We start from the raw sequence: 21,783 nt of genomic DNA, 5'->3' as shown, positions 1-21,783 counted from the left end.
ACTAAGGATATTCACACCATGGCAACTATGATGATGATTATCATGATCGGGCTGCTGCTTCTGGGCTTCCCGATGATGATCCCGCTGATCACCGCTGCGGTGTTCGGCTTTGTAATGATGTTTGACGGCTTCGGCCAGATGGGCACATTCGTCCAGCAGATGATGGGTGGCATCCGGCCGGCGTCGTTGATCGCGGTGCCCATGTTTATCCTGGCCGCCGATATCATGACCCGGGGCCAGTCGGCCGACCGGCTGATCAACATGGTCATGTCGTTCATCGGCCATGTAAAAGGTGGCCTGGCGATCAGTACCGCCACCTCCTGCACCCTGTTCGGTGCAGTTTCCGGCTCAACCCAGGCGACGGTAGTGGCGGTAGGCTCGCCCCTGCGCCCCAAGATGCTGAAAGCCGGTTATTCCGATCCCTTCACCCTGGCGCTGATCATCAACGCCAGTGATATCGCCTTCCTGATCCCGCCCAGTATCGGCATGATCATCTACGGGGTTATCTCCGAAACCTCCATTGCCGAGCTGTTCATTGCCGGCATCGGCCCCGGCCTGCTGATCCTGTTCATGTTCTCGGTGTACTGCCTGATCTACGCCTACAAGAACCAGGTACCTACAGAGCCAAAAGCGTCCTGGAAGGAGCGGGCACTGTCGGTTCGGGATGCGTCCTGGCCGCTGATGTTCCCGGTGATCATCGTAGGCGGTATCTACGGCGGTATCTTCAGCCCCACCGAGGCGGCTGCTGTATGCGTGCTTTACGCCTTCCTGCTGGAGTTTGTGATTTTCCGGTCGCTCAAACTCACCGATGTCTACCGGATTGCCAAGTCCACCGGCCTGATCACCGCCGTGGTGTTTATCCTGGTGGCCGTGGGTAACGGCTTCTCCTGGATTATCTCCTTCGCCCAGATTCCGCAAAGCATTCTTGAAGCAGTGGGTGTGAATGACGCCGGCCCGGTCGGCGTGCTGATTGCCATCTGTGTGGCCTTCTTCATTGCCTGCATGTTTGTAGACCCGATTGTGGTGATCCTGGTACTCACGCCGATCTTCGCCCCGGCTATCCAGGCCACCGGGCTGGACCCGGTGCTGGTGGGGGTACTGATTACCCTGCAGGTGGCCATCGGCTCTGCCACACCACCGTTTGGTTGCGATATTTTCACCGCCATTGCGATTTTCAAGCGGCCCTACCTGGAAGTGATCAAAGGCACGCCGCCTTTCATTTTCATGCTGGTGGCTGCTGCCGGCCTGATCATTGCCTTCCCGGATATTGCGCTGTTCCTGCGGGACCTGGCTTACCGAGACTGAACCGGGCAACCGGCCACTGACAGGAGACTGGTATGTTCAAACGAATTCTGGCTGCCGTAGACGGTTCCAAAACCTCATTGAAGGCCCTGGACAAGGCCATCGAGCTGCAGCGACTGATACCGGATGCGGAAATTTTCATCATCTGTGTCTACAAACACCACAGCCTGTTCGAGGCCTCGCTCTCGATTGGCCGTCCGGATGACATGGACATTCCGGACAAGGTGCTGTCGGACTACGCCAAGGAGGTGGTGAATCACGCCAAGGAGTTTGCCAAGGAGCATGGGGCTACCAAGGTGCGCGGTTTTGTGAAAGCGGGCAGGCCGTCCAAGGTGATTGTGAAGTTTGCCCAGGAAAAGGAAGCAGACCTGATCGTGGTTGGCACCAAGGGCACCAACAGCGACAAAGACGGCATGTTCCTCGGCAGTGTGTCCCACCGGGTGGCCTCCCAGGCCAAGTGCCCGGTACTGGTGGTCTGAGGCCACCACTCAGGCCGGACTGCACATCCCCAGCAGCCCGGCAATCACGGATTTCCGCAGTCTGCCTGTAATTTCACCGTGCTAGACTTCCCCGCGACTTCGTTAACTTTCATCCACAAATCACAAGGCGTCACTCCATGACTGCAATTGTCGATTTTCTTAATTCGATTCTCTGGGGCTACGTCCTCGTATACGGCCTGCTGGCCGTGGGTGTTTTCTTTACCATTCGCCTTGGCTTTCTGCAGTTCATCAACTTTGGCGAAATGGTCCGTGCCATCCGCGGTTCCCGCGAGAGCGATGTACACGGTATTTCGCCGTTCCAGGCCCTGTGTACCAGCCTCGCGTCGCGGGTGGGTACCGGTAACCTGGCCGGCGTGGCGGTCGCCCTTTACCTGGGTGGCGCCGGTGCCATTTTCTGGATGTGGATGGTGGCGCTGGTAGGCATGGCCACCGGCTATGCCGAAAGCACCCTGGCGCAGCTGTACAAGGTGCGTGACGGCAAAGGCCAGTACCGGGGCGGCCCGGCGGTCTACATTGCCAAGGGCCTGAAAGCGCCCTGGGCCGCCGCCATCTTTGCGGTGTGCCTGATCATTTCCTTCGGCCTGGTATTCAACGCAGTACAGGCCAACTCCATTGCAGATGCCATGGAAGGTGCCTTCGGTACACCGAAACTGGGCGTGGGTATTGCGATCGCGTTCTTTGCCGGCATCGTGATTTTCGGCGGCCTGCGCAAGATTGTACGCTTCGCGGAATTTGTGGTGCCGTTCATGGCCGGTGCCTACGTGCTGTTGGCGCTGATTGTGATGGCCATGAACATCACCGAAGTGCCGGGCATCCTGGCGATGATCGTCAAGAGCGCATTCGGCCTTGAAGAAGCCGCCGGTGGCGCGGCCGGTTCCATCACCGCGGCCATGCTCAACGGCATCAAGCGCGGCTTGTTCTCCAACGAGGCAGGCATGGGTTCTGCCCCGAATATCGCCGCCACGGCCACACCTGCTCCGCACCACCCGTCCTCACAGGGGCTGGTACAGGCCTTCGGCGTGTTTATCGACACCATTATCGTGTGTACCGCCACTGCCGTGATGATCCTGCTGGCCGGCGTTCTGGAGCCAGGTTCCGGCGTAACCGGCACCCAGCTTACCCAGCAGGCCATGGAAGTTCATCTGGGGGATTTCGGCGGTTACTTCATTGCCATCGCCATCCTGTTCTTTGCCTTTACCTCCATTGTGGCCAACTACACCTATGCCGAGAACGCGCTGGTGTACCTGAAGGGCGGCAATACACTGGGCCTGACTATTCTGCGCCTGGCCGCACTGGGCATGGTGGTCTGGGGTGGTTACGAGGCCGTGGTAACCGTGTTCAACGCGGCCGATGCCTCTATGGGACTGATGGCGACCATCAACCTGATTGCCATCGTGCTGCTGTCCGGTACCGTGGTGAAACTGACCAAGGACTACCTGGCCCAGCGCAAGCAAGGCCTGGTGCCCCACTTCAAGTCACAGGATTACCCGGAACTGCACGAGAAAATCGACAGCAATATCTGGCACTGACCTTCATGCTTCGGCCGCAGCCACCCGGTTGCGGCCGGCATGTTTAGCTCGGTACAGGGCCCGGTCGGCGGCCCGGAACAGGTCACCAAACTCGGTACAGCTCTCTGGCCAGCAGGCCACCCCTACCGACACCGTCAGGTGTTCAGGCACCGCACCCCCCTCCCCCGCCGGCTCACTGGCAACCGCTCGCCGCAGGGCCTCCGCACGTTCGGTAGCCTCCGCAGACGTAGCTCCCGGCAGCAGCACAGCAAACTCCTCACCGCCATACCGGCACACGGTATCGCTACCCCGGAAATGCCGTGCCAGCACCCGGCTGAGCATTTTCAGGGCTTCGTCTCCGGCTTCGTGGCCGTAGGTATCGTTAAAGCGTTTGAAATGGTCAATATCCAGCATCAGCAAACTCAGGCTTCGCCCGCTGCGCCGGGAAACTTCCTGTTCATGGCGGAACAGTTCATCAAAATGCCGGCGGTTTTTAAGGCCCGTCAGTCCGTCCTCGTAAGAGAAACGCTGCAATTCTTCCCTGAGCGCCAGGCCGGACAGGGTAATCCCGAGCTTCTCCACCGACTGATATACCCAGGCCACAACCCGCACCGTGCCATAACCCTTGAGGCTTTCAGGCAATCTGGGATGGGCCAACAGCAGCACGCCCTCCGGGCTGCCGCCGGTCAGCCCGGGTTCTACCCTGAGCAAAAAGCATAACGGGTCGGGTAACGCCTGGCTGCGCAATGGCAGCGTGGTCTCCTTCAATGAAGGCAGCCCCCTGTCAAGACTCGCCGGAAAGGCGCTCTCGGCCGCCGGCCCCCATATTGCTTCACGCTCATAGCTGCCATCCGGTCTGCGGCGGTAGAAACTGCCGGCCATCGGCATGTACAGCCCTGGCAGGGCCCGGGCCAGTAGCTCGAACGCCTCCTCCAGCACCGCACAGTCCTGGATTCCGGAGATCAGGTCCGCCAGTTTCTGGCTTTTCCGGCTCTCCAGGGCCAACAGGCGGGAGCGGGCTGCCTCCCGCTCGGCCAGGGCCTCGGCCCGGGCGGTACGTTCGGCCACCTTTTGCTCCAGCTGCACCGTCATCTGCTGCAGTGCTTGTTGGGTGCGGCTGAAATGCCATACGGAAATGCTGACCACCGCGAGGGCAAAGGCCAGTGCGCCCCAGCTTGCCGGTACCAACCAGCCCCAGGGCAGGAAACCGTGTGCCACCGCCATATCGGCAATCAGCAACACCGCGAATAACCCGCAAGCTACCAGCAGGATTTGTTGCTCCCGGTACAACACCCGGAACCGGAGCGCCGCAGAGCCCACCAGCAGCACCAGCGACACCAGCAGCAAGCCGTCAAACACCGGAAAGGCAGACGACAGGTTGATCAGCCCCGACAACGACGCCAGCAGCGCCAGCACCGCAAACCCCAGGTGGAATTTCCAGAGCCAGCCCAGTACAGCCGGGCTCTGGTGGGCCAGCCACTGCTGCAGCAACAAAGCCAGGGTAACCGGAACCAGGAAATAGGAACCCGCCGCCAGGTAGTCCCAAAGCAGTGGCTGGTAGGCAATCAGCAAACTGGCGGGGGTTTCCGCCACCAGCATGGTCGCGGTCACCAGGGAGAACAGGGCAATACTGGCAAAACCCATCGGCCCGCGCTGGATGCTGGCAAACACCAGGGCCAGGAGGGCAATCAGTCCGCAAATGCTGGCAATTACCAGGCTCTTCGCCGAGCGACTGACCAGGTGCAGCACCAGGTCCTGGTGGTCGAGTATGGCCACCTCGCCCCACAGCCCGATATCGGTGTAATTGGAAAAGACCCGGAAATACACCGTTTCGCCTTCGTAGTTCTCCGGCAGGGGTATTTCGTGCCAGGGCCAGCCTTCAAACCGGCCCCGGCCCTGTTCATCAAAGGTGCCATACTGGTAGAGCAGCTCGCCCTGAAACCAGGCCTGCACAATGATATCCACGCTGTAGATGTAGAGCATGGGGGAAAACCACTCGCCTTCCGGCAGGGTTACCCGGAACCACGCGTGCTCGCGCCCGGCCCGGCCGGGGGGATTAGAGGGAAAACCGATGTCGTGCCACTGCCCCGGTTCATCTTGCACAATCCATTGCGGAGTGCCATCGGGCATCAGGGGTGAATCCCCCCAACGGTATTGCCAGCCTTCATCCACCGGCTGCATGGCAGCCTGGACGGTTAACGGCAGGCACAGCAGCACAAAGCTGACCAGGAAAGCTAGAAGCGAGAATCGATTGGCCGCACGCAAGATTAAACCTGCTTATATGAATTGTTCAGGCAGTATAGACCGTAACCAACCGCGACAGAACCCGCTTAGCCTGAGCCTTTTTGTCGCAGGGTAAACAGGGCCAGCAGGGCCGACACCACCATCAGGAACAGCGCCACCGCATTGAGAACCGGTGTCGAACCTTCCCGCAGGCGATTGAACAGCGCCACGGTGAGCGGCGTATCGCTGCCCGTGAGCATCACGGTAGTGTTGAAGTTTTCGAAGGACATCAGGAACGCCATGGCGGCCGCGCCCAGAATGGACGGCAGCAACCAGGGCAAGGTAACGGTAAACCAGGCCACCAGCGGCGTTGCTCCGAGGTTCAGGGCGGCTTCCTCCAGTTGCCGGTCAAACTTGCGCAACCGGGCGCCAATCACCAGGGTAGCCAGTGTAGTGATAAAGGTCACCTGGCCCATCACCACCAGGGGCATACCGGGCCGGAACACATCCAGTTCGATACCCCAAAGCCGCGACACCTCATTGGCGGTGCCACTGTAGAACACCAGGATGGATACCCCCAGAATGACCCCGGGAATCACCAGCGGCAACAGCATTAACAGATACAGGAATTCCTTACCCCGGAACTGCAAGCGCTCGAACAGCACAGCATTCACGCAACCCAGCGCCACACTGGCCAGGGTGACCCAGAACGCGATCTTGGCGCTGACCCACAGGGCACTGAGCAGGCCATCGTCATGGAACAGCCCGGTACGACCTTCCGAGCCATCCGCCAGGTACCAGTCCAGGGTGAAGCCCTGCCAGGGCAGTGACGGGAACGAGGAATCGTTGAATGCGAACACGGCGGTGACCAGCAACGGCAGGGCCAGGTACAGGAAAAACGCCACCAAGTAACTCAGGTAGAGGGCATCAAACAGCCGGGACCGGGGTACGGAGCGGATCATGGCCTCATCCCATCACCTTGCGCAGGGACTGGCCGGTGAGTTTCAGGCCCAGCCACACCATCAGTGATGACAACACCAGCAGCAAGACCCCCAGTGCGGCACCCTGCTCCCAGTTAAAGCGGGTAATAAACTGGGTGAAAATCTGCTCGGTAAACCAGGCGCTGTCCTTGCCGCCCATCAGTATCGGTGTCAGGTAACTGCCGAGGGTGAGCATGAACACCACGATACAGCCCGAAACAATGCCCGGCATGGCCCAGGGAATGACCACTTCCCGCAGCACGGTAGCGTGGCCGCCGCCTAGGTCGTAACCGGCTTCCACCAGGTTCTCGTCCATACCATCCAGCGTGGTGACCAGGGGCACCACCATAAACAGCAGGCCGTTGTAGACCAGGCCGATGATCACCGCCACATCGTTGTAAAGCATCTCCACCGGGCCGTCGACCCAGCCCAGCGCCTGCAGCCAGGAGCTGAACAGGCCGCTTTCCCGCAGCAGGATCATCCAGCCGTAAGTACGCACTAACTCACTGGCCCAGAACGGGATCAGGCAAGCCAGGAACAGGATGCCCTTGCTCCGGCCCCGGGCCAGGCGGGCAATGTACCAGGCAATGGGGAAGGCAATCAGCAGGGTCAGGAAGGTGGTGAACAGCGACATCACCCCGGTACGCACGAAGGTTCGCCAGTAATAGGATTCGCTGAAGAAATTCTGATACTGCTCCAGCCCCCAGGCCAGGGTATCCCAGCTTTCCCGCACCTGAAACGACACGCGCAGCATCTGCAGGTGCGGCACCAGAACCAGCAACACAATCCAGAGCAGAAACGGCGTTAACAGCAACCAGAGGGACAAACGGCTGGCAGAGGCATTCACGACTGACAGGCTCCGTAGACCCGCGCCAGTTTCGGATCCCAGGCCAGGCGGATCTCCGCGCCGGTGGTCAGGCGCGGTGCCGTGCCATCCTGCGGCAGGCGAGCAAACACCGGCTGGCCGCCGTTTTCTGCCTCAACCCGACTGTTGGCACCGTCAAACAGGGTGGTCAGTACCTTCGCCTGCATGGCACAGAAGCCGTCTTTAAGGGCCTCACCGGTGAACATCAGGGATTCCGGGCGCACATAAAGCTCGGCCCGGTCACCGTTAGACAGCCCGTTGGCGGCAAGCCGGCCCCGAACCACTTCGCCGTTATCCAGCCGGATATCGGCCATGTTGTCCGCCAGGGTGACGACCTCTCCGGAGAGCCGGTTGTTATCCCCCACAAACCCCGCCACGAAGGGTGTGGCGGGTTCCCGGTACAGCTCCTCTGGCGGCGCCACCTGTTCAAAGCGGCCGCTTTTCATTACCGCCACCTGGTCCGACATCACCATGGCCTCGGACTGGTCGTGGGTGATGTACACAAAGGTGGTGCCGAACTGCTTCTGCAGGTGCTTCAGCTCCACCTTCATCTGTTCCCGCAACTTCAGGTCCAGCGCACCAAGCGGCTCATCCAGCAACAGCAGGGTGGGCTCCAGCACCAGGCAACGGGCCAGGGCCACCCTCTGGCGCTGGCCGCCGGAGAGTTCCTGCGGATTACGGTGCTCCAGCCCGGGCAGGCCCACCTGCTCCAGCACCCGGGCAATGCGCTTGCGGCGCTCGGCCACGGGCACCTTTCGGCGTTTCAGGCCATAGCCGATGTTGTCGCCGACGGTCATGGTGGGGAACAGCGCCAGGTGCTGGAACACCATGTTCACCGGGCGCTTGTTAGGCGGCACGTCATTCATGCGCTGGCCGCGGATGAAGATATCGCCCTCATCCGGCTTGTCGAAGCCCGCCAACAGCCGCAGCAGGGTGGTCTTGCCGCAGCCGGAAGGCCCCAGAATGGAGAAGAAGGTGCCGGCCGGCACATCCAGCGAGATGTGATCCACCGCTGCGGTTTTGCCAAAGCGGCGGATCAGCCCGTTACAGGACAGGTCAGACTCTGTTGCCATAAGAATCAGTTGGCAGCCTGGACGCGATCGAGCACCTGCCCTTCCATGGCTTCCAGCCCCGGCGGTACCGGCGGATACCATTTGATGTTGTTGATGGCTTCCTCATCAAAGCTCAGGCGATAGGCATCCCGCAGCTCGGCCTTCACAAACTCGTCGGCGCCTTTGGAGGCGGTGAAGTTTCCGGACGCATTGGTAATTTTCGCCGCAATCTCCGGCTGCATCACGAAGTTGATCCACTTGTAGGCGGCCTCTTCGTTCTCGCTGCGGCGGGGAATGGCAAAGGTGTCAATCCAGCCCAGGGCACCGGATTCCGGGGCCACAAAGCGGATCTCGGGGTTTTCTGCGTTCAGCTTCCAGCCACCGGCATCCCAGGCCATTGCGGCGGTCACTTCACCGGTACGCAGCAACGACAGCAGCTGGTCGCCGCCGGTCCAGTAGGTTTTCACATTGGCCTTGCAGTCGATCAGCTTGTCTTCCACTTTCGCCATGATGGACTGGTACTCAGCGCGATCGTTATAGGCAGCAAACGGGTCCATGCCCATGGCGAAGGCAAAGCCCATGAGCGTCGGGCGCTTGAGCCGGTAACTGACCTTGCCGGCCACGGCCGGGTCACACAGGTCGGTGTAGTCGGTGACGGTGTCTGCCACCGAGTTGTGTACGATCAGACCACTGGTGCCCCAGACAGACGGCACCCCGAAGGATTGGCCGTTCAGGGCTGTCGATTCTTGCGTCGCCTTGACCATTGACGGCTGCAGCTGATCGGTATTAACCCGGCTGTAGTCGATGGGCTTGTAGATGTTGAACTGGCGCTGCACGCCCACGATGCGGTCCTGGCTGGGCTGGGCCAGGTCGAAGCCGGCACCGCCGGTGGCCCGCAGCTTGGAGATCATGTCTTCGTTGTTGGACAGGGTAATTTGCACATCAATGCCGGTTTCTTCTTCGAACTGGGCCACCACCTCGTCCGGAGCGTAGCCACCCCAGGTGATCAGGCGAAGTTCTTCAGCCAGAAGGTTACCGGAGGCGGTCGTGGCGGCCAGCAGGGTGGCCAGTGCTGATATCCGTGTCTTGCGCAGTGCCATGGTCATTCATTCCCCTGAAACAGTGTTATGCGGTTTCGCTACCGTTTTGTTATCAGGAAGTTATAGACCATGTATTTCAGTTTTGTGAAACCCGGATGCAAAAACGGAGGCCGAAGCCTCCGTTTTTTTGATCGCTGATACGCCAGGAAAGGCTTACTGACCGGACTTCAGCATTTCCCAGTACTTGGCGTACACCTGCAGCGCCTCGTCACCAATGTCGGTCTGGAACTCCGCATTGATCATGTCGGTGGCGTTCGGATAGCTGGCACGGTCATTTGCCACAGAGTCATCCAGCAGTTCCCGGGCAGCCAGGTTCGGTGTGGCGTAGCCAATCTCTTCGCTGATCAGGGCAGAGATTTCCGGCTGCAGCACAAAGCTGATGAACTGGTGGGCCGCTTCCGGGTTCCTGGCGTTCTTGGGAATCACGAAGCTGTCCAGCCAGGCGATGATGCCCTCTTCCGGATACACGTACTCCAGGGACTCCAGGGTGTCACGACCCATCACGGCTTCACCGTTCCAGATCATGCCCACGTCGGTTTCACCTTCCAGATACGGCATGCGCGGGGCATCGGAGTTGAAGGTCCGCACAGACGGCATCAGCTCGGTCAGCTTCTCGTAGGCTTCCTCGATTTCCTTGGGATCGGTGCTGTTACCGGAGTAACCCAGCACCCGCAGGCCTACATGGAACACTTCGCGCATGTCGTTGGTCAGCATCACCCGGCCTTCGAAGCGCTCATCCCACAGGTCTGCCCAGGCGGTCACTTCGCCTTCCACATCGGCAGTGTCCACGGCAATGCCGGTGGTGCCCCACAGGTAAGGCACGCTGTACTGGTTGTCCGGGTCGATATCCAGGTTCACCAGTTCCGGGTCGAGCTGGTCAAAGCCTTCGATCTTGCTGCGATCGATGGGCATCAGCAGGTCTTCCTGGCGCATCTTGCTCACGTAGTAGGTAGACGGCACGGCCAGGTCATAGGCGGCGCTCTCGTCCAGCAGTTTCAGCCGGGCGTACATGGCTTCGTTGCTGTCGTAGGTGGTGTACACCACCTGGATACCGGTTTCCTCGGTGAAGCGGTCCAGAACTTCCTGGGGCATATACTCGGACCAGTTGTACAGGTTCAGTACCTGCGGCTCCTCGGAACCACTGCAGCCCGCCAGGCCCAGTGCCAGCGCGCCGGCCAGTGCCAGTTTCTTCATCGTTTGCTCCTTAACAGTATCCATTGAGACAAGATCAACATGACCAGTGAAAACACCAGCAACAGTGTGCCCAGGGCATTTACCTCGGGTTTCAGGCCTACCCGCACCATGGAATAGATGCGCAAAGGCAGAATTTCGTAACTCGGGCCACTAACGAAGGTGCTGACCACCACATCATCCAGTGACAGTGTAAACCCCAGCAGCCAGCCTGCCAGTAATGCCGGCATGATCACCGGGATCAGTACGGTGCGGGTCATGGTGAAATCGGAGGCACCCAGGTCCCGCGCTGCTTCCGGCAGGCGCTCGTCAAAGCCGCTCAGGCGCGCCATCACGGTAATCACCACAAACGGCAGGCAGAAGGTTACGTGGGCCAATAGCAGGGACACGTAACCCAGCTGCAGCCCCACCAGCAGGAACAGGGCCAGCAGGGAGATGGCCAGCACAATCTCCGGCGACATCATCACGATAAACAGCATGCCGTTAAGCACTTTCTTGCCCCGGAACCGGTAACGGTGCAGGGCCAGGGCGGTGAGCGCACCAATCAGGGTAGACACGGTAGCCGCAGACAGCGCCAGCCACAGGGAATTCCACATGGCCTGCACCATGGCCCGGTTGTTGAACAGGGCTTCATACCAACGCAGGCTCAAGCCGCCCCATTCGTAACCGGTGCGGGATTCGTTGAAGGAGAACACCACCAGCACCACAATGGGCACGTACAGCAGCAGGTACACCAGGGTCAGGTAGGTGCGGGGCAACCAGCGGTTCATACGCCGTCCTCCCCGATCCGCCGTTTACTCAGCCGGTGGGCGAACATCAGGAACGCCATGGCCAGGGTCAGCACAATGCTGGCGGCCGCACCGAAGGGCCAGTTGCGGGCGTCCAGGAACTGGTTCTTGATCACGTTACCTACCAGCAGGTTGCGGGATCCCCCCAGAATGTCCGGCACAAAGAACAACCCCATGGCCGGCAACAATACCAGCATCACACCGGCCAGCACGCCCGGCAGGGTCAGCGGCACAATCACGTGGATGAAGGTGGACAACCGGCCGGCGCCCAGATCGTGGGAGGCCCGCAAATAGTCTTCCCGCAGGTCATCGAATACCGCATACAGCGGCAGGATCATGAACGGCAGCAGCAGGTACACCAGCCCGACAATTACCGCACCCTCGGTGTAGAGCATCTTCAGGGGCTCTTCAATCAGGCCTAGGGACATCAGGGCGTTGTTGAGCAAGCCGTTGGTGGCCAGCAGCAATTTCAGGGCGTAGGTACGCACCAGCGAATTGGTCCAGAAGGGCACAATCAGCAGGAAGATCAGCAACACCTGGCGCTGTTTGGGCACCTTCGACAACGCCCAGGCAAAGGGATAGCCAATCAACAGGCAGATCAGCGTGGTCATGGCGGCCATGTACAGGGAATGCAGGAACACATCCAGGTACAGGGGGTTCAGCAACTGCCGGTAGGCATCCAGGTTCAGGGGCAGCGATATGAATGAGCCCGGGTCCCGGGTCATCACACTGGCACCCACCACCAGCAGGTTGGGGGTGAACACCAGGAACAGCAACCAGCCCCACACCAGCACCAGCACCGCCGCACGGAACGGCTGCCGGGTAACGCTACTCATCCATCAGCTCGTCGTCTGTGGCCACGGCCGGTTCTTCCGGCAGCAGCCATTCCCAGCCGTCAACCCAGCTGACTTTCACCGGCTCGCCCAGCCGGTAGTCAAAGGTGGGGTCGTCTTCATCAAAGAATTCCGAGGCCAGCACTTCGGTGCCATCGCTCAGGTGGATGACCGAATCCAGGGTACTGCCCTTGTAGTTACGCTCAACCACCTTGCCGGCCACGCCGTCTTCATCGTCCGGCGCCAGTACCCGGATATCTTCGGGGCGCAGCAACACGTGCAGACCCTGCCCTTCTGTAACCGGGAAGTCGGGTTTGCGGAAGGTGCGCTTCAGGCCGAACACGTCCACGGTGATGGTGTCATCGCCGTTGGCGGCATCCACCCGGCCCGGGAAGAAGTTGGTTTCACCCACAAAGCGGGCGGTAAACAGGTTGGCGGGGCGTTCATAGACCTCGCGCGGGGTGCCCAGCTGCTGGATATGGCCGTCTTTCAGCACCACCACCCGGTCAGACATCGACAGCGCCTCTTCCTGGTCGTGGGTGACGAACACAAAGGTAATGCCCAGCTCCCGCTGCAGCCGCTTGAGCTCCACCTGCATGGTGCGACGCAGCTTGAAGTCCAGGGCAGACAGGGGTTCGTCCAGCAGCAGCATTTTCGGCCGCTTTACCACCGCCCGGGCAATCGCAACCCGCTGCTGCTGGCCGCCCGAAAGCTGATGCGGTTTACGCCTGGCAAAGTCTTCCAGCTGCACCATGGCCAGGGCTTCTTCTACCCGCTGCTGGATTTCCTCTTTTGGCCGCTTCTCCATTTTCAGGCCATAGGCCACGTTGTCGAACACCGACATATGGGGGAACAGCGCGTAGTTCTGGAACACCGTATTCAGCGGTCGATGCTCCGGCGGCGTGTGGGTCAGATCCTGCCCGCCAAGGGTGATGGACCCTTCATCCGGGTGCTCGAAACCCGCCATCATCCGCAGCAGGGTGGTTTTTCCGCAACCAGACGGCCCTAACAAGGTAATGAACTCGCCATCGAAGATCTCGAGATCCAGCGAATCCAGTACTTTCTTGCCGTCAAATTGCTTGGTGAGATTGCTCAGAGATAGCAGTGTCTGTTTCATCGGCCCTGCCCAAAGTTTGAGCGGCGTATTTTTCCAGAAACAGCCCCGAACAGAAAGAGGCGCGAGGGTTTCGGATTACCCTCACGCCTTTTTTGTTCCAGCCTGCTGAAACGGATACTTACTGATCAGCCACGCTGTTCAGGTAAGCCTTGTCGGAAATGTTAGTCCACTTGCGCACACCCGCCAGGTATTCACGGATAGACGTGATGATTTCCCGGGCCAGCGGATCCTTCTCGGCTTCCTCTTCGAGCAACCGGTGAGTGGTCTCGCGCAGGGCTTCAATCACTTCCGGCGGGAACACCTTGTGGGTTACCTCCGGATAGTCTTTCTGCATGCGGTTCCAGGCATCGGCGCTGTCGTTGGTGCTCTTGGCATACATGTCATAGGCAGCGGTACGCATGGCTACCCGCAGGATTTCCTGCAGGTCTTCCGGCAGTTTGTTCCAGGTTTTCTGGTTAACCAGGAACTGCACTTCCGCGCCCGGCTCCTGCCAGCCTGAGTAGTAGTACTTGGCAATCTGGTGGAAGCCCATGGGGAAGTCCAGGGCCGGTGCTACCCATTCCAGCGCATCAATGGTGCCACGATCCAGTGCCGTGTAGAGCTCACCCGGCGGCAGGTTGGTCACCGACACACCCAGCTCTGCCATCACCTCGCCGGCAAAGCCCGGGGTACGCATTTTCAGGCCCTTGAGGTCTTCCAGGGAATTGATTTCCTTGTTGAACCAGCCACCCATCTGGTTACCGGTGTTGCCGCCTGGGAACGACAGCAGGCCGAAGGGCTCATACACTTTCTGCATCAGCTCCATGCCGCCACCGTAGTAGAACCAGGCGTACTGTTCGGGAGCCAGCATACCGAACGGCACGGTAGTGAAATACATGGCGTTGGGAATGGAGCCCTTGTAGTAATAAGAGGCGGTGTGGCCCATGTCGTACTGGCCGTTACGCACCATGTCGAAGATGCCGAAAGGCGCCTTGTGCTTGTTGGCAGAATCAATGCGAACATCAATCCGGCCAGCAGACATCTTCTCCACCATGTCTTCGAAGTGCTTGGTGGTCTCGCCCAGAATGGGGGAATTCGGGCCCCAGGTTTCAGCCAGGCGCAGGGTATATTTCTCGGCCAGGGCCGACGAACTGAAGGCCGCCACAGCAACCGCTGTTGCCGCCAGGAGTGTTTTACGGATGTGCATGGTGTTGGCTTCCGTTATTGTGTTGTTGGTCTGAACTGTTCAGGGAACGGTAAAACATGATACCTGCGGCAGCCCCCAACGCCAATCCGGCGCCGTCATGTAAACGACTTGCAGCTGTGCCACACTGACCGCTGACCGAGTGCACAACCAGGACGAGCACCATGAAGCACCTGTTTCTTATCCGCCACGCCAAATCCAGCTGGGCCGATGAAGGCCTGGCCGACCGGGACCGCCCCCTGAACAACCGGGGCGAGCAGCAGCTGCAGCCTCTGGGCAAGGCCCTTCAGCGGCTGGAAGTATTCCAGTCGAGCGACGTCTTTGCCAGTGATGCAACCAGAGCCCGGCATACCGCCCGGGGCATTCTGCCGGCGGACTTCCCCGCAGACCGGTTTCATATAGACCCGGGCCTCTATATTTTCGACTTCAAACGTCTTCTGGAGTGGCTGAAAAAGCAGGATGACGGGATCGAAAGGGTCGTTATTATCGGCCATAACCCGGCGCTGCAGGAGCTGGCCGACTGGCTGGCAAAGCACGCGCCGATGGCCCTGCCCACCGCCAGCTTTCTGCACATTCGCCTGCCCGGTAAGCACTGGCGCAAGCTCGATAAAAACTCCGGCACACTGGAACACTTCCTCACACCCAGAAACTACAGTTACCGGGAATTCGAACGCAAACACCGGAACCCGATAAAGCGACCAGCGCCAGGCGCCATTAACGACCTTCCGGCTACCCTGCAGCTTCAGGCTGAGCGCCTGAAACAACTGGAGCCGGGCGTGATACTCGGGCTGGATGACGAATTCCTGCACCAGTACCGCATTGCCCTGCGCCGCAGCCTGGCCCTGGCCGAAGCCATTGCTGAAGTAAGCGGCACCACCCGACTGCGCCCGGCCGTTGCCCAACTCAAGCGGCATGCCCGGGCAACCGGCCGGCTGCGGGACCTGCACGTATTCCTGGCGGACTTGCCTGCGCTGTGTCCGGATACCCCGGAGTTACGTGCGGCACTGGAAACCTGGGCCGGAAGCAAGGCCGCCAGCCGCCAGAAACGCCTGGCCAAACGCCTCGGCAGCGTCCGCTACCGCAACAGCCTGCACAGCTGGGAAAGCGAAATAGACTCCGGCAAATTTTGTAAACTGGTATCTGGCCTCAGTGCCGGAGACATCCGCAAGGCCATTCTGAAACGGCTGCGGAGTTTCAACCGGGGGACGGCAGAACTGCTGCATACCGCTCCGGATGAAGATTTCCACACGCTGCGCAAGCAACTCAAACGCATACGCTATTTAATGGAGCTGGACCCCGGGGCGAGAAAGCAGGACCTGAAAACCCTCAGAAAGCGGCAAGACCTTTACGGCCGCTTCCAGGACCTGCACATACAGCTGGAACTGCTGGAGCAGTTCCGGAAAGATGCCCCGGAAACCCTGCCGGAGGCGGTTGCCGGGATCATTGACTTGATCGGGCAGGAAAAAGCCGACACCCGCCGCCAGATTCTGGCCATGGGCGGGCTCGGCCTGGGCTGAGCTGGAATCAGATACGCACCATGCGGGCTTCAAGCAACAGGTTGGGGCCCAGCTTGGCCACCTTGACCTGCTCCGGATTCAGGCCCAGGTCTTCCAGGGTCTCGTGGATGTCGTCCAGGGCTTCGTTCCGGGGCGCCGCCAGCAACAGTTCCCGAACCGATTCCAGGACCATCTTCACCGGCACGGTCATAAAGTAAACCGAGATCACCAGCATCATCACCGGGTCAGCATACACCGCCAGTTCTGACCACTGGCTGCGCTCAAGCATCCAGGCGGCCGCAAAGCCGATCATGACGGCGGCACTCAGGGCGCTGTCCATCAGCCACTGGCGTTGTTCGGCTTTCACCAGCCCGGAATCATTACGGAAACTCGACCAGCGCAGGTAAACCCACACCGCCAGGCAGCCCACCACGTTCACTGCACCAAAAATCATCGCCATATCCGCAGCAACGGCCCGGCCGCCCTGAAGCAGCGACACCACGGCAGAGGCCAGTGACAGCACACACACCAACCCGATCACCAGGCCTTTCACGGCAATCACCAGCGGCTCCACCGCACCCATTCCGAACGGATAGTCTTCATTGGCGGGCCGGCGCACCAGGCGGGCGGCATAGAGTGACAGCAGCGACAGCCCCAGACTGATCAGGGAATAAGCACCGTCGAAGAGAATAACCAGTGAATCGACCCAAAGGCCCCAGGTAATGCCGGCGAGGGCAAACAGGCCCGCACCCACGGCAGATAACGTCAGCGCCAGATTTTCCCGCGCCAGAGAAGTAAACATTTTGACCTCCTGAGAATTGCCGGCCATATTATCGGCATCATTCAAAAGGCGTGAGTCGCTGAGCGACGGAAAATCCGTCGCATAGGTAAGCCCATGAAAACCTCCCAGATCAAAACCTTCCTTTCCGTGGTACGCAACGGCAGCGTAGCCGCCGCTGCCCGGGAGCTGAACCGCAGCCGCACCACGGTCAGCACCGTGCTCGCATCGCTGGAAGATGAGCTGGGCGTGGAGCTGTTCGAACGCAGTGGCAACCAGCTGCACCTGACCGCCATCGGCCAGTCCATCCTCACCGACTGCCGGCGTTTCGACCAGGTGGCCGGCCAGATACTGGCCCGCTGCCAGCATCACCTGAGCGGAGCCGAATCGGTACTGCGCATTGCCCGGGACGATTCCATTCCAGAGGACATCTGGCGGGACATCCTGCGCCGGCTGAAACAACGCTTCCCCCAAACCAGCCTGTCGATCTATCTTGCCCCTCCGCGAGAGCTGCCCTCGCTGGTCCGCAACCAGTCGGTGGATGTCGCCTACGGCCTGATGCCGGAGTTGATGAATGAGGGCTATCAATGGTTCCGCGAGCTGGCTGACGTGCGCATGCTGACTGTGGCTGCGCCAGAGCATCCGCTTAGCCAACTGAAACGGGTAACCCAGGACGACCTGATCAGCCACACCGAAATCACTATTGCCTACATGCAGGATTCAGTGCTGGTGGCAGACTCGCCGGAAACCGCCAATTACCTGGCCTTCACCCAGTACGAGCTGATACGGGACGCGGTGATTGACGGCGCCGGCTGGGCCGACTTGCCGTTACCTTTGATTGCAGAGGCGTTAAGAAAGGAACAGCTGAAAACCATCCACCATCGAAGTGCCCGCTGGTGGAAGGTGTTCAGCGCACTGGAATCGGAACAGGCGCAAGGGGGCGCTGTGGTGGGCTGGCTGGCCAACGAACTGGAAGCCTATCTGGAGACTCTTTCCTAGGGCTCGGCCTGCTGGCCCGGGCGCTCATCCGCCGGCGCGCCGTTGTCGCATTTCTTACAATCCAGCTCGAAGCCTAACATCGACCGACGTCCTTCCACGGCAGTAACCCAGGGTCGGTTCACCCAGGGCGGATCGTGGCGCACGTGCTGGTTATGCCCACACGCCAGCTGGGCTACCCAGTGGTTTTCGTGGTCTTTGTGATAGCCGGTGATGGACTGCTTCATGTCAAAACCTCACACCGGCTATCAAACGCTATGCCGGCTTCAGAAACGGAATTCAGGCCCTACGGAGAAGATGTGGATATCCGACTCCAGGTTATCAATGACATCATCACCCACATTCTGCAGGTAATCCCACTCCAGCCGGAGGCCAAAGGACTCGGTGAAGTCGATGGTCGCGCCGGCGCCGGTGCGGAAAGCCAGGCCAGATTCTTGCTCCGAACCGTTAAAGCTCTCAGATAGAACGGTTAGCTTCGCGTCCACATCCTGGCGCCAAAACTGCAAGCCAGCCTTGGCAAATAATCGAACCGGCCCAAACTCAGGTGTAAAGACAAGCAAAGAACTATCAAACATATGATAGGAGGCATCAATACCAGCGGAAACTACGTCAGGAATTGCGCCTTCTGCGGACGTTTCATCGATATAGCGATAGCCTGCTTCAAATGCCAGATACTTATCGAAGAAACCGCCCGCGTAAAGCCGACCGCTCAACGCAGTGTCATCACAATCAACACCAGACCAGCCGTCACAAAAAGCCTTAACCTCAGCCTGCCCCAGACTGATACCCGCATAGCCTTGCTGTGCCAGCGCCATGGAGGCAGAACCAGACAACGCAACACCGGCTACCAGAGAAGCCATCAACTTACCTGTTTTCATCATTTCATCCTTACCAAAGAAAGGTTTAGCCAACGAATGATAAGGATGGTACCTGCGGAGCCGACATAAACCTGCCTTTACTCTGCATATTTTGCAGGATTTTACACAGTGCGTGCCCGCCCCACCCAGGCAGACCACGAGTAAAGCGCCAGCGCTACCCAGATCATCACAAAACTCAGTAACTTTGCGGTACTCAGTGGTTCATGGAAGATATAAAGCGCGATCAGAAACTGGATGGTGGGGTTGATGTACATAAGAAAACCCACGGTGGAGAGCTTCAGCCGCCGGGCGGCACCGGCAAACGCCAACAGGGGAATGGCCGTGACTGCACCACTGGAGAGCAACAGCAGCGTGCTGTAAGCAGACTCGGTAAAGTGCGAAAGATTCTGCGAGGACAACCAGGCCAGCGTCAGCAACCCCAGAGGCAGCAGCAACAGGGTTTCCACAAACAGGCCGGACAGGCCATCCAGTTCCACCTTCTTGCGTAACAAGCCATAGGTGCCAAAGCTGAACGCCAGCGCCAGGGTTATCCAGGGCAGCTCGCCCAGCAGGAAGAACTGGTAAAGGATGGCAACGCCGGCCATCACAACCGCCACCACCTGCAGGCGGGAAATACGCTCACCGAGTATCAACAAGCCCATGGCGACGTTCACCAGGGGCGTAAGAAAGTAGCCCAAGCTGGCCTGCAGCACATGGCGGGTTTCCACGGCGTAGATATAGATACCCCAGTTAGCAGCAATAAACACCGAGCAGCCCAGCACAAAGCCCAGGTTCTTCGGCTGTTTCAGGGCTGCGGTGACTGGCGGCCAGCGCCGAAGCAGTGAAATCACGACCGCCAGGAACAGGCATGACCAGATCACCCGGTGGATCAGCACCTCCCAGGCCGGAATACCCTCAAACAGGGCAAAGTACAGGGGAAAACTGCCCCACATGGTGTAGGCCGCCAGGCCATAGGCCACACCCTTGCCGGTTTCCGGCACTGTATTGGTCATAGCAGGTTCATCCGTTCAGGCAGCAGGATTTGTACTTTCGCCCGCTGCCACAGGGGCAGGGCTCGTTACGGCCGGGCTTGAGGGTGCCTTCGCTGGTTTCACCGGCCACGTAGAGCCAGTGCCCGCCTTCTTTCACGAAGTCCGAGTGTTCTTCCAGGTACCCCCAACCAGATCCCGTCCGGTATATGGCCCGAAAATGAACCAGGCCTTTCGCTCCCTGCTCACCGGCACTGAAAATCTGCAAAGCTGTCCACTCGGGAGAGCCGTCCAGTGACAAGCTTTCCGGGCGGGTGTCCGGGTGCCAGGTAGCCAGCAGGTAGTTGCTGTCTCCGGTTACAAAGGCTGTGAAGCGGGAGCGCATCAGGGCCTCGGGCGACGGTGCAGGAGCACCGGCATGCCAACGACCACAACAGGCCGAATAAACCTGGCCACTACCACAGGGGCAAATCTGGCCGCCATTAGAATCAGACATAGTTAATTACCACACTCGGTATCAATTTCAGTACAGACAACCTGTGTAAAAAAAGGCCATACTGCAGTGATGACAGGAAACCGTACAAACGAAAACAACGCAATGAAATCAGGTATCCCCTCTCTCAACCTGCCTGCCGATGCAGGCCTTCCTGCCTCCGGGACCACCCCGGCGGCCGGGCTTCAGGCTGTACTCGATAACCTTGATGCCCTGGTTTACGTTTCCGACTTCCAGACCCACGAGTTGCTGTATATGAACGCCTACGGCCGGCGCATCTGGGGCAACATCGAGGGCCGAAAATGCTGGCAGGTGCTGCAAGACAGCGATGGCCCCTGCAGCTTCTGCACCAATCACCTGCTGCTGGCCGAAGACGGCACCCCCAACCCACCACACGTGTGGGAGTTCCAGAACCAGCTGGACGGCCACTGGTACCAGTGCCGTGACCAGGCCATCCACTGGACCGACGGCCGGCTGGTGCGGCTGGAAATTGCCACCGATATCACCCTGCGCAAGCAGATGGAACTGGAACTTCAGGAGGCCCACCAGCAAGCCCGGGCCGCGGCCCTGGAAGACGAGCTGACCGGCCTTCACAACCGCCGCGCCTTCTACGAGTTTGGCGGGCAATTGCTCCGCCACGCCAAACGCCATGCCAGCCCGCTGGCCATGGTGATGATGGACCTGGACTACTTCAAGCAGGTTAACGACACCTATGGCCACGATGCCGGCGACGAGGTGCTCCGGCAGATCGCCCGGCTGCTGCAGAACCGGGTTCGGGAATCGGACATTGTCGCCAGGCTGGGGGGCGAAGAGTTCGCGCTACTGCTGCCGGACACCACAATGGGCGAAGCCATCGAACTGACGGAGCGGATGCTTGAAATGCTCAACGAGCTGGTCATCCAGCACAAAGGCCGTTCCATTCACGCCAGTGCCAGCTTTGGCATTACCCGCCTCATTGTGGGCGACCAGACCCTGGAAGACCTGATGCACCGGGCCGACCGGGCACTCTACCAATCCAAGGATCAGGGCCGGGGCCGGGTCAGCACCTGCTCGGACTGACCCCGCTTCCGGGTTTATGGCCGCTTGGTGACCGCCATGGTCAGGCGCGAGATGCAGGTTACCTTGCCCTGTTCGTTCTCCAGCCGGATTTCCCAGACCTGGGTCGCACTGCCGATATGCAGGGCACGGGCGGTGCCATACACCCAGCCGCCGGTCACCGGGCGGATGTGGTTGGCATTGATATCGAGCCCTACAGCCACGGTGTTCTTGTCTTTCAGGCAACAATTGGCCGCCATACTGCCGAGCGTTTCCGCCAGCAATACCGACGCGCCCCCATGCAGAATGCCAAACGGCTGAACCGTGCGTTCATCGACCGGCATGCGGCCTTTCACATAGTCGTCACCGACCTCAAGGTATTCAATGCCCATGTGACTGACGGCAGTTTTCTGGCTGTGTGCCATCATCTGGTCAAGATCGGGGGTTACTGTCCATATTGCCATGGTGGAATTTCTCCGGATTGAACTTTAGGCTTT

The 21,783-nt window shown here is 59.7% G+C and carries 22 protein-coding genes; 6 read left to right on the top strand and 16 right to left on the bottom strand.

Annotated elements, in window-relative coordinates:
* Positions 1-18 precede the first annotated feature (18 nt).
* The 3 genes from AQ621_RS16825 to AQ621_RS16815 all read left to right on the top strand — a co-directional run bounded on the left by AQ621_RS16825 (position 19) and on the right by AQ621_RS16815 (position 3,331).
* On the top strand, positions 19-1,305 hold the full coding sequence (locus AQ621_RS16825) for a TRAP transporter large permease (protein WP_022989604.1): 1,287 nt from the start codon (positions 19-21) through the stop codon (positions 1,303-1,305).
* 32 nt (positions 1,306-1,337) lie between these two features.
* Entirely contained in the window at positions 1,338-1,781 is a 444-nt protein-coding gene (locus AQ621_RS16820) for a universal stress protein (protein WP_022989605.1), read from the top strand.
* 137 nt (positions 1,782-1,918) lie between these two features.
* Positions 1,919-3,331: an alanine/glycine:cation symporter family protein gene (locus AQ621_RS16815; protein WP_058342352.1), complete on the top strand. Its 1,413-nt coding sequence runs from the start codon at positions 1,919-1,921 to the stop codon at positions 3,329-3,331.
* 3 nt (positions 3,332-3,334) lie between these two features.
* Here AQ621_RS16815 and AQ621_RS16810 read toward each other — a convergent pair whose 3' ends face one another.
* The 10 genes from AQ621_RS16810 to AQ621_RS16765 form a co-directional block, all read right to left on the bottom strand.
* The gene (locus AQ621_RS16810; protein WP_227508377.1) at positions 3,335-5,575 is read right to left on the bottom strand and encodes a GGDEF domain-containing protein; all 2,241 of its coding nucleotides are present in this window, start codon (positions 5,573-5,575) and stop codon (positions 3,335-3,337) included.
* 65 nt (positions 5,576-5,640) lie between these two features.
* Positions 5,641-6,495 (bottom strand): ABC transporter permease, encoded by an 855-nt coding sequence (locus tag AQ621_RS16805; RefSeq protein WP_058342351.1) that lies wholly within the window; start codon positions 6,493-6,495, stop codon positions 5,641-5,643.
* Positions 6,496-6,499: 4 nt separating this feature from the next.
* On the bottom strand, positions 6,500-7,360 hold the full coding sequence (locus AQ621_RS16800) for an ABC transporter permease (RefSeq protein ID WP_022989609.1): 861 nt from the start codon (positions 7,358-7,360) through the stop codon (positions 6,500-6,502).
* Positions 7,357-8,451 (bottom strand): ABC transporter ATP-binding protein, encoded by a 1,095-nt coding sequence (locus tag AQ621_RS16795; protein WP_058342350.1) that lies wholly within the window; start codon positions 8,449-8,451, stop codon positions 7,357-7,359. Before AQ621_RS16795 ends, AQ621_RS16800 begins: the two co-directional genes overlap by 4 nt.
* Before the next feature lie 5 nt (positions 8,452-8,456).
* A complete protein-coding gene (locus AQ621_RS16790) occupies positions 8,457-9,530 on the bottom strand; it encodes an extracellular solute-binding protein (protein ID WP_058342485.1) in 1,074 nt (357 codons plus the stop codon).
* A 153-nt stretch (positions 9,531-9,683) separates the two neighbouring features.
* A complete protein-coding gene (locus AQ621_RS16785; RefSeq protein WP_022990628.1) occupies positions 9,684-10,724 on the bottom strand; it encodes an extracellular solute-binding protein in 1,041 nt (346 codons plus the stop codon).
* Positions 10,721-11,491 carry a spermidine/putrescine ABC transporter permease PotC gene (gene potC, locus AQ621_RS16780; protein WP_022990627.1) on the bottom strand — a complete coding sequence of 257 codons (771 nt, stop codon included), beginning with the start codon at positions 11,489-11,491 and terminating at the stop codon, positions 10,721-10,723. The genes AQ621_RS16785 and potC overlap by 4 nt, the downstream gene beginning before the upstream one ends.
* Complete coding sequence (gene potB / locus AQ621_RS16775; RefSeq protein WP_058342349.1) at positions 11,488-12,345, bottom strand: spermidine/putrescine ABC transporter permease PotB; 858 nt, start codon at positions 12,343-12,345, stop codon at positions 11,488-11,490. Before potB ends, potC begins: the two co-directional genes overlap by 4 nt.
* On the bottom strand, positions 12,338-13,459 hold the full coding sequence (gene potA / locus AQ621_RS16770) for a spermidine/putrescine ABC transporter ATP-binding protein PotA (RefSeq protein ID WP_058342348.1): 1,122 nt from the start codon (positions 13,457-13,459) through the stop codon (positions 12,338-12,340). Before potA ends, potB begins: the two co-directional genes overlap by 8 nt.
* Before the next feature lie 118 nt (positions 13,460-13,577).
* Complete coding sequence (locus AQ621_RS16765) at positions 13,578-14,645, bottom strand: TRAP transporter substrate-binding protein (RefSeq protein ID WP_173637060.1); 1,068 nt, start codon at positions 14,643-14,645, stop codon at positions 13,578-13,580.
* A gap of 161 nt (positions 14,646-14,806) precedes the next feature.
* On the opposite strand from AQ621_RS16765, the gene AQ621_RS16760 reads away from it, so the two are divergent.
* A complete protein-coding gene (locus tag AQ621_RS16760) occupies positions 14,807-16,159 on the top strand; it encodes a CHAD domain-containing protein (RefSeq protein WP_058342347.1) in 1,353 nt (450 codons plus the stop codon).
* A 7-nt stretch (positions 16,160-16,166) separates the two neighbouring features.
* Here the strand turns inward: AQ621_RS16760 and AQ621_RS16755 are convergent, their stop codons facing one another.
* Complete coding sequence (locus AQ621_RS16755) at positions 16,167-16,940, bottom strand: cation diffusion facilitator family transporter (RefSeq protein WP_058342346.1); 774 nt, start codon at positions 16,938-16,940, stop codon at positions 16,167-16,169.
* Between the two features lie 93 nt (positions 16,941-17,033).
* Here AQ621_RS16755 and AQ621_RS16750 point away from each other — a divergent pair, with 93 nt between their 5' ends.
* Positions 17,034-17,915: a LysR family transcriptional regulator gene (locus tag AQ621_RS16750; protein WP_058342345.1), complete on the top strand. Its 882-nt coding sequence runs from the start codon at positions 17,034-17,036 to the stop codon at positions 17,913-17,915.
* Here the strand turns inward: AQ621_RS16750 and AQ621_RS16745 are convergent.
* The 4 genes from AQ621_RS16745 to AQ621_RS16730 all read right to left on the bottom strand — a co-directional run bounded on the left by AQ621_RS16745 (position 17,912) and on the right by AQ621_RS16730 (position 20,254).
* Complete coding sequence (locus AQ621_RS16745; protein WP_058342344.1) at positions 17,912-18,139, bottom strand: DUF3565 domain-containing protein; 228 nt, start codon at positions 18,137-18,139, stop codon at positions 17,912-17,914. The two genes, AQ621_RS16750 and AQ621_RS16745, sit on opposite strands and share 4 nt — an antisense overlap.
* A 39-nt stretch (positions 18,140-18,178) precedes the next feature.
* Positions 18,179-18,790, bottom strand: coding sequence for an outer membrane beta-barrel protein (locus tag AQ621_RS16740; protein ID WP_058342343.1), 612 nt, complete (start codon positions 18,788-18,790; stop codon positions 18,179-18,181).
* A gap of 101 nt (positions 18,791-18,891) precedes the next feature.
* The gene (gene rarD / locus AQ621_RS16735) at positions 18,892-19,782 is read right to left on the bottom strand and encodes an EamA family transporter RarD (protein WP_058342342.1); all 891 of its coding nucleotides are present in this window, start codon (positions 19,780-19,782) and stop codon (positions 18,892-18,894) included.
* 7 nt (positions 19,783-19,789) lie between these two features.
* Entirely contained in the window at positions 19,790-20,254 is a 465-nt protein-coding gene (locus AQ621_RS16730) for a YchJ family protein (RefSeq protein ID WP_082641133.1), read from the bottom strand.
* A gap of 102 nt (positions 20,255-20,356) precedes the next feature.
* Here AQ621_RS16730 and AQ621_RS16725 point away from each other — a divergent pair, with 102 nt between their 5' ends.
* The gene (locus AQ621_RS16725; protein WP_058342341.1) at positions 20,357-21,310 is read left to right on the top strand and encodes a sensor domain-containing diguanylate cyclase; all 954 of its coding nucleotides are present in this window, start codon (positions 20,357-20,359) and stop codon (positions 21,308-21,310) included.
* A 14-nt stretch (positions 21,311-21,324) separates the two neighbouring features.
* Here AQ621_RS16725 and AQ621_RS16720 read toward each other — a convergent pair whose 3' ends face one another.
* Positions 21,325-21,750: a hotdog fold thioesterase gene (locus AQ621_RS16720; protein ID WP_022990615.1), complete on the bottom strand. Its 426-nt coding sequence runs from the start codon at positions 21,748-21,750 to the stop codon at positions 21,325-21,327.
* Between the last annotated feature and the right edge of the window lie 33 nt (positions 21,751-21,783).

Origin of the sequence: Marinobacter sp. P4B1 (genome assembly GCF_001447135.1) — a bacterium.
In the GTDB taxonomy this organism is placed as follows: Bacteria; Pseudomonadota; Gammaproteobacteria; order Pseudomonadales; family Oleiphilaceae; genus Marinobacter; species Marinobacter vinifirmus.
The sequence above is the reverse complement of the archived record's forward strand: the minus strand, read 5'-3'. Positions and strand labels throughout refer to the sequence as shown.

Excerpts from the sequence above, each read along its gene's own strand:
- AQ621_RS16820 (WP_022989605.1), top strand. The coding sequence starts at position 1,338 with ATGTTCAAACGAATTCTGGCTGCCGTAGACGGTTCCAAAACCTCATTG.
- potC (WP_022990627.1), bottom strand. The coding sequence starts at position 11,491 with ATGAACCGCTGGTTGCCCCGCACCTACCTGACCCTGGTGTACCTGCTG.
- AQ621_RS16745 (WP_058342344.1), bottom strand. The coding sequence starts at position 18,139 with ATGAAGCAGTCCATCACCGGCTATCACAAAGACCACGAAAACCACTGG.
- AQ621_RS16795 (WP_058342350.1), bottom strand. The coding sequence starts at position 8,451 with ATGGCAACAGAGTCTGACCTGTCCTGTAACGGGCTGATCCGCCGCTTT.
- AQ621_RS16785 (WP_022990628.1), bottom strand. The coding sequence starts at position 10,724 with ATGAAGAAACTGGCACTGGCCGGCGCGCTGGCACTGGGCCTGGCGGGC.
- AQ621_RS16750 (WP_058342345.1), top strand. The coding sequence starts at position 17,034 with ATGAAAACCTCCCAGATCAAAACCTTCCTTTCCGTGGTACGCAACGGC.
- AQ621_RS16815 (WP_058342352.1), top strand. The coding sequence starts at position 1,919 with ATGACTGCAATTGTCGATTTTCTTAATTCGATTCTCTGGGGCTACGTC.
- rarD (WP_058342342.1), bottom strand. The coding sequence starts at position 19,782 with ATGACCAATACAGTGCCGGAAACCGGCAAGGGTGTGGCCTATGGCCTG.
- potA (WP_058342348.1), bottom strand. The coding sequence starts at position 13,459 with ATGAAACAGACACTGCTATCTCTGAGCAATCTCACCAAGCAATTTGAC.
- AQ621_RS16805 (WP_058342351.1), bottom strand. The coding sequence starts at position 6,495 with ATGATCCGCTCCGTACCCCGGTCCCGGCTGTTTGATGCCCTCTACCTG.
- AQ621_RS16720 (WP_022990615.1), bottom strand. The coding sequence starts at position 21,750 with ATGGCAATATGGACAGTAACCCCCGATCTTGACCAGATGATGGCACAC.
- AQ621_RS16730 (WP_082641133.1), bottom strand. The coding sequence starts at position 20,254 with ATGTCTGATTCTAATGGCGGCCAGATTTGCCCCTGTGGTAGTGGCCAG.
- AQ621_RS16740 (WP_058342343.1), bottom strand. The coding sequence starts at position 18,790 with ATGAAAACAGGTAAGTTGATGGCTTCTCTGGTAGCCGGTGTTGCGTTG.
- AQ621_RS16825 (WP_022989604.1), top strand. The coding sequence starts at position 19 with ATGGCAACTATGATGATGATTATCATGATCGGGCTGCTGCTTCTGGGC.
- potB (WP_058342349.1), bottom strand. The coding sequence starts at position 12,345 with ATGAGTAGCGTTACCCGGCAGCCGTTCCGTGCGGCGGTGCTGGTGCTG.
- AQ621_RS16725 (WP_058342341.1), top strand. The coding sequence starts at position 20,357 with ATGAAATCAGGTATCCCCTCTCTCAACCTGCCTGCCGATGCAGGCCTT.
- AQ621_RS16790 (WP_058342485.1), bottom strand. The coding sequence starts at position 9,530 with ATGGCACTGCGCAAGACACGGATATCAGCACTGGCCACCCTGCTGGCC.
- AQ621_RS16765 (WP_173637060.1), bottom strand. The coding sequence starts at position 14,645 with ATGCACATCCGTAAAACACTCCTGGCGGCAACAGCGGTTGCTGTGGCG.
- AQ621_RS16760 (WP_058342347.1), top strand. The coding sequence starts at position 14,807 with ATGAAGCACCTGTTTCTTATCCGCCACGCCAAATCCAGCTGGGCCGAT.
- AQ621_RS16755 (WP_058342346.1), bottom strand. The coding sequence starts at position 16,940 with ATGTTTACTTCTCTGGCGCGGGAAAATCTGGCGCTGACGTTATCTGCC.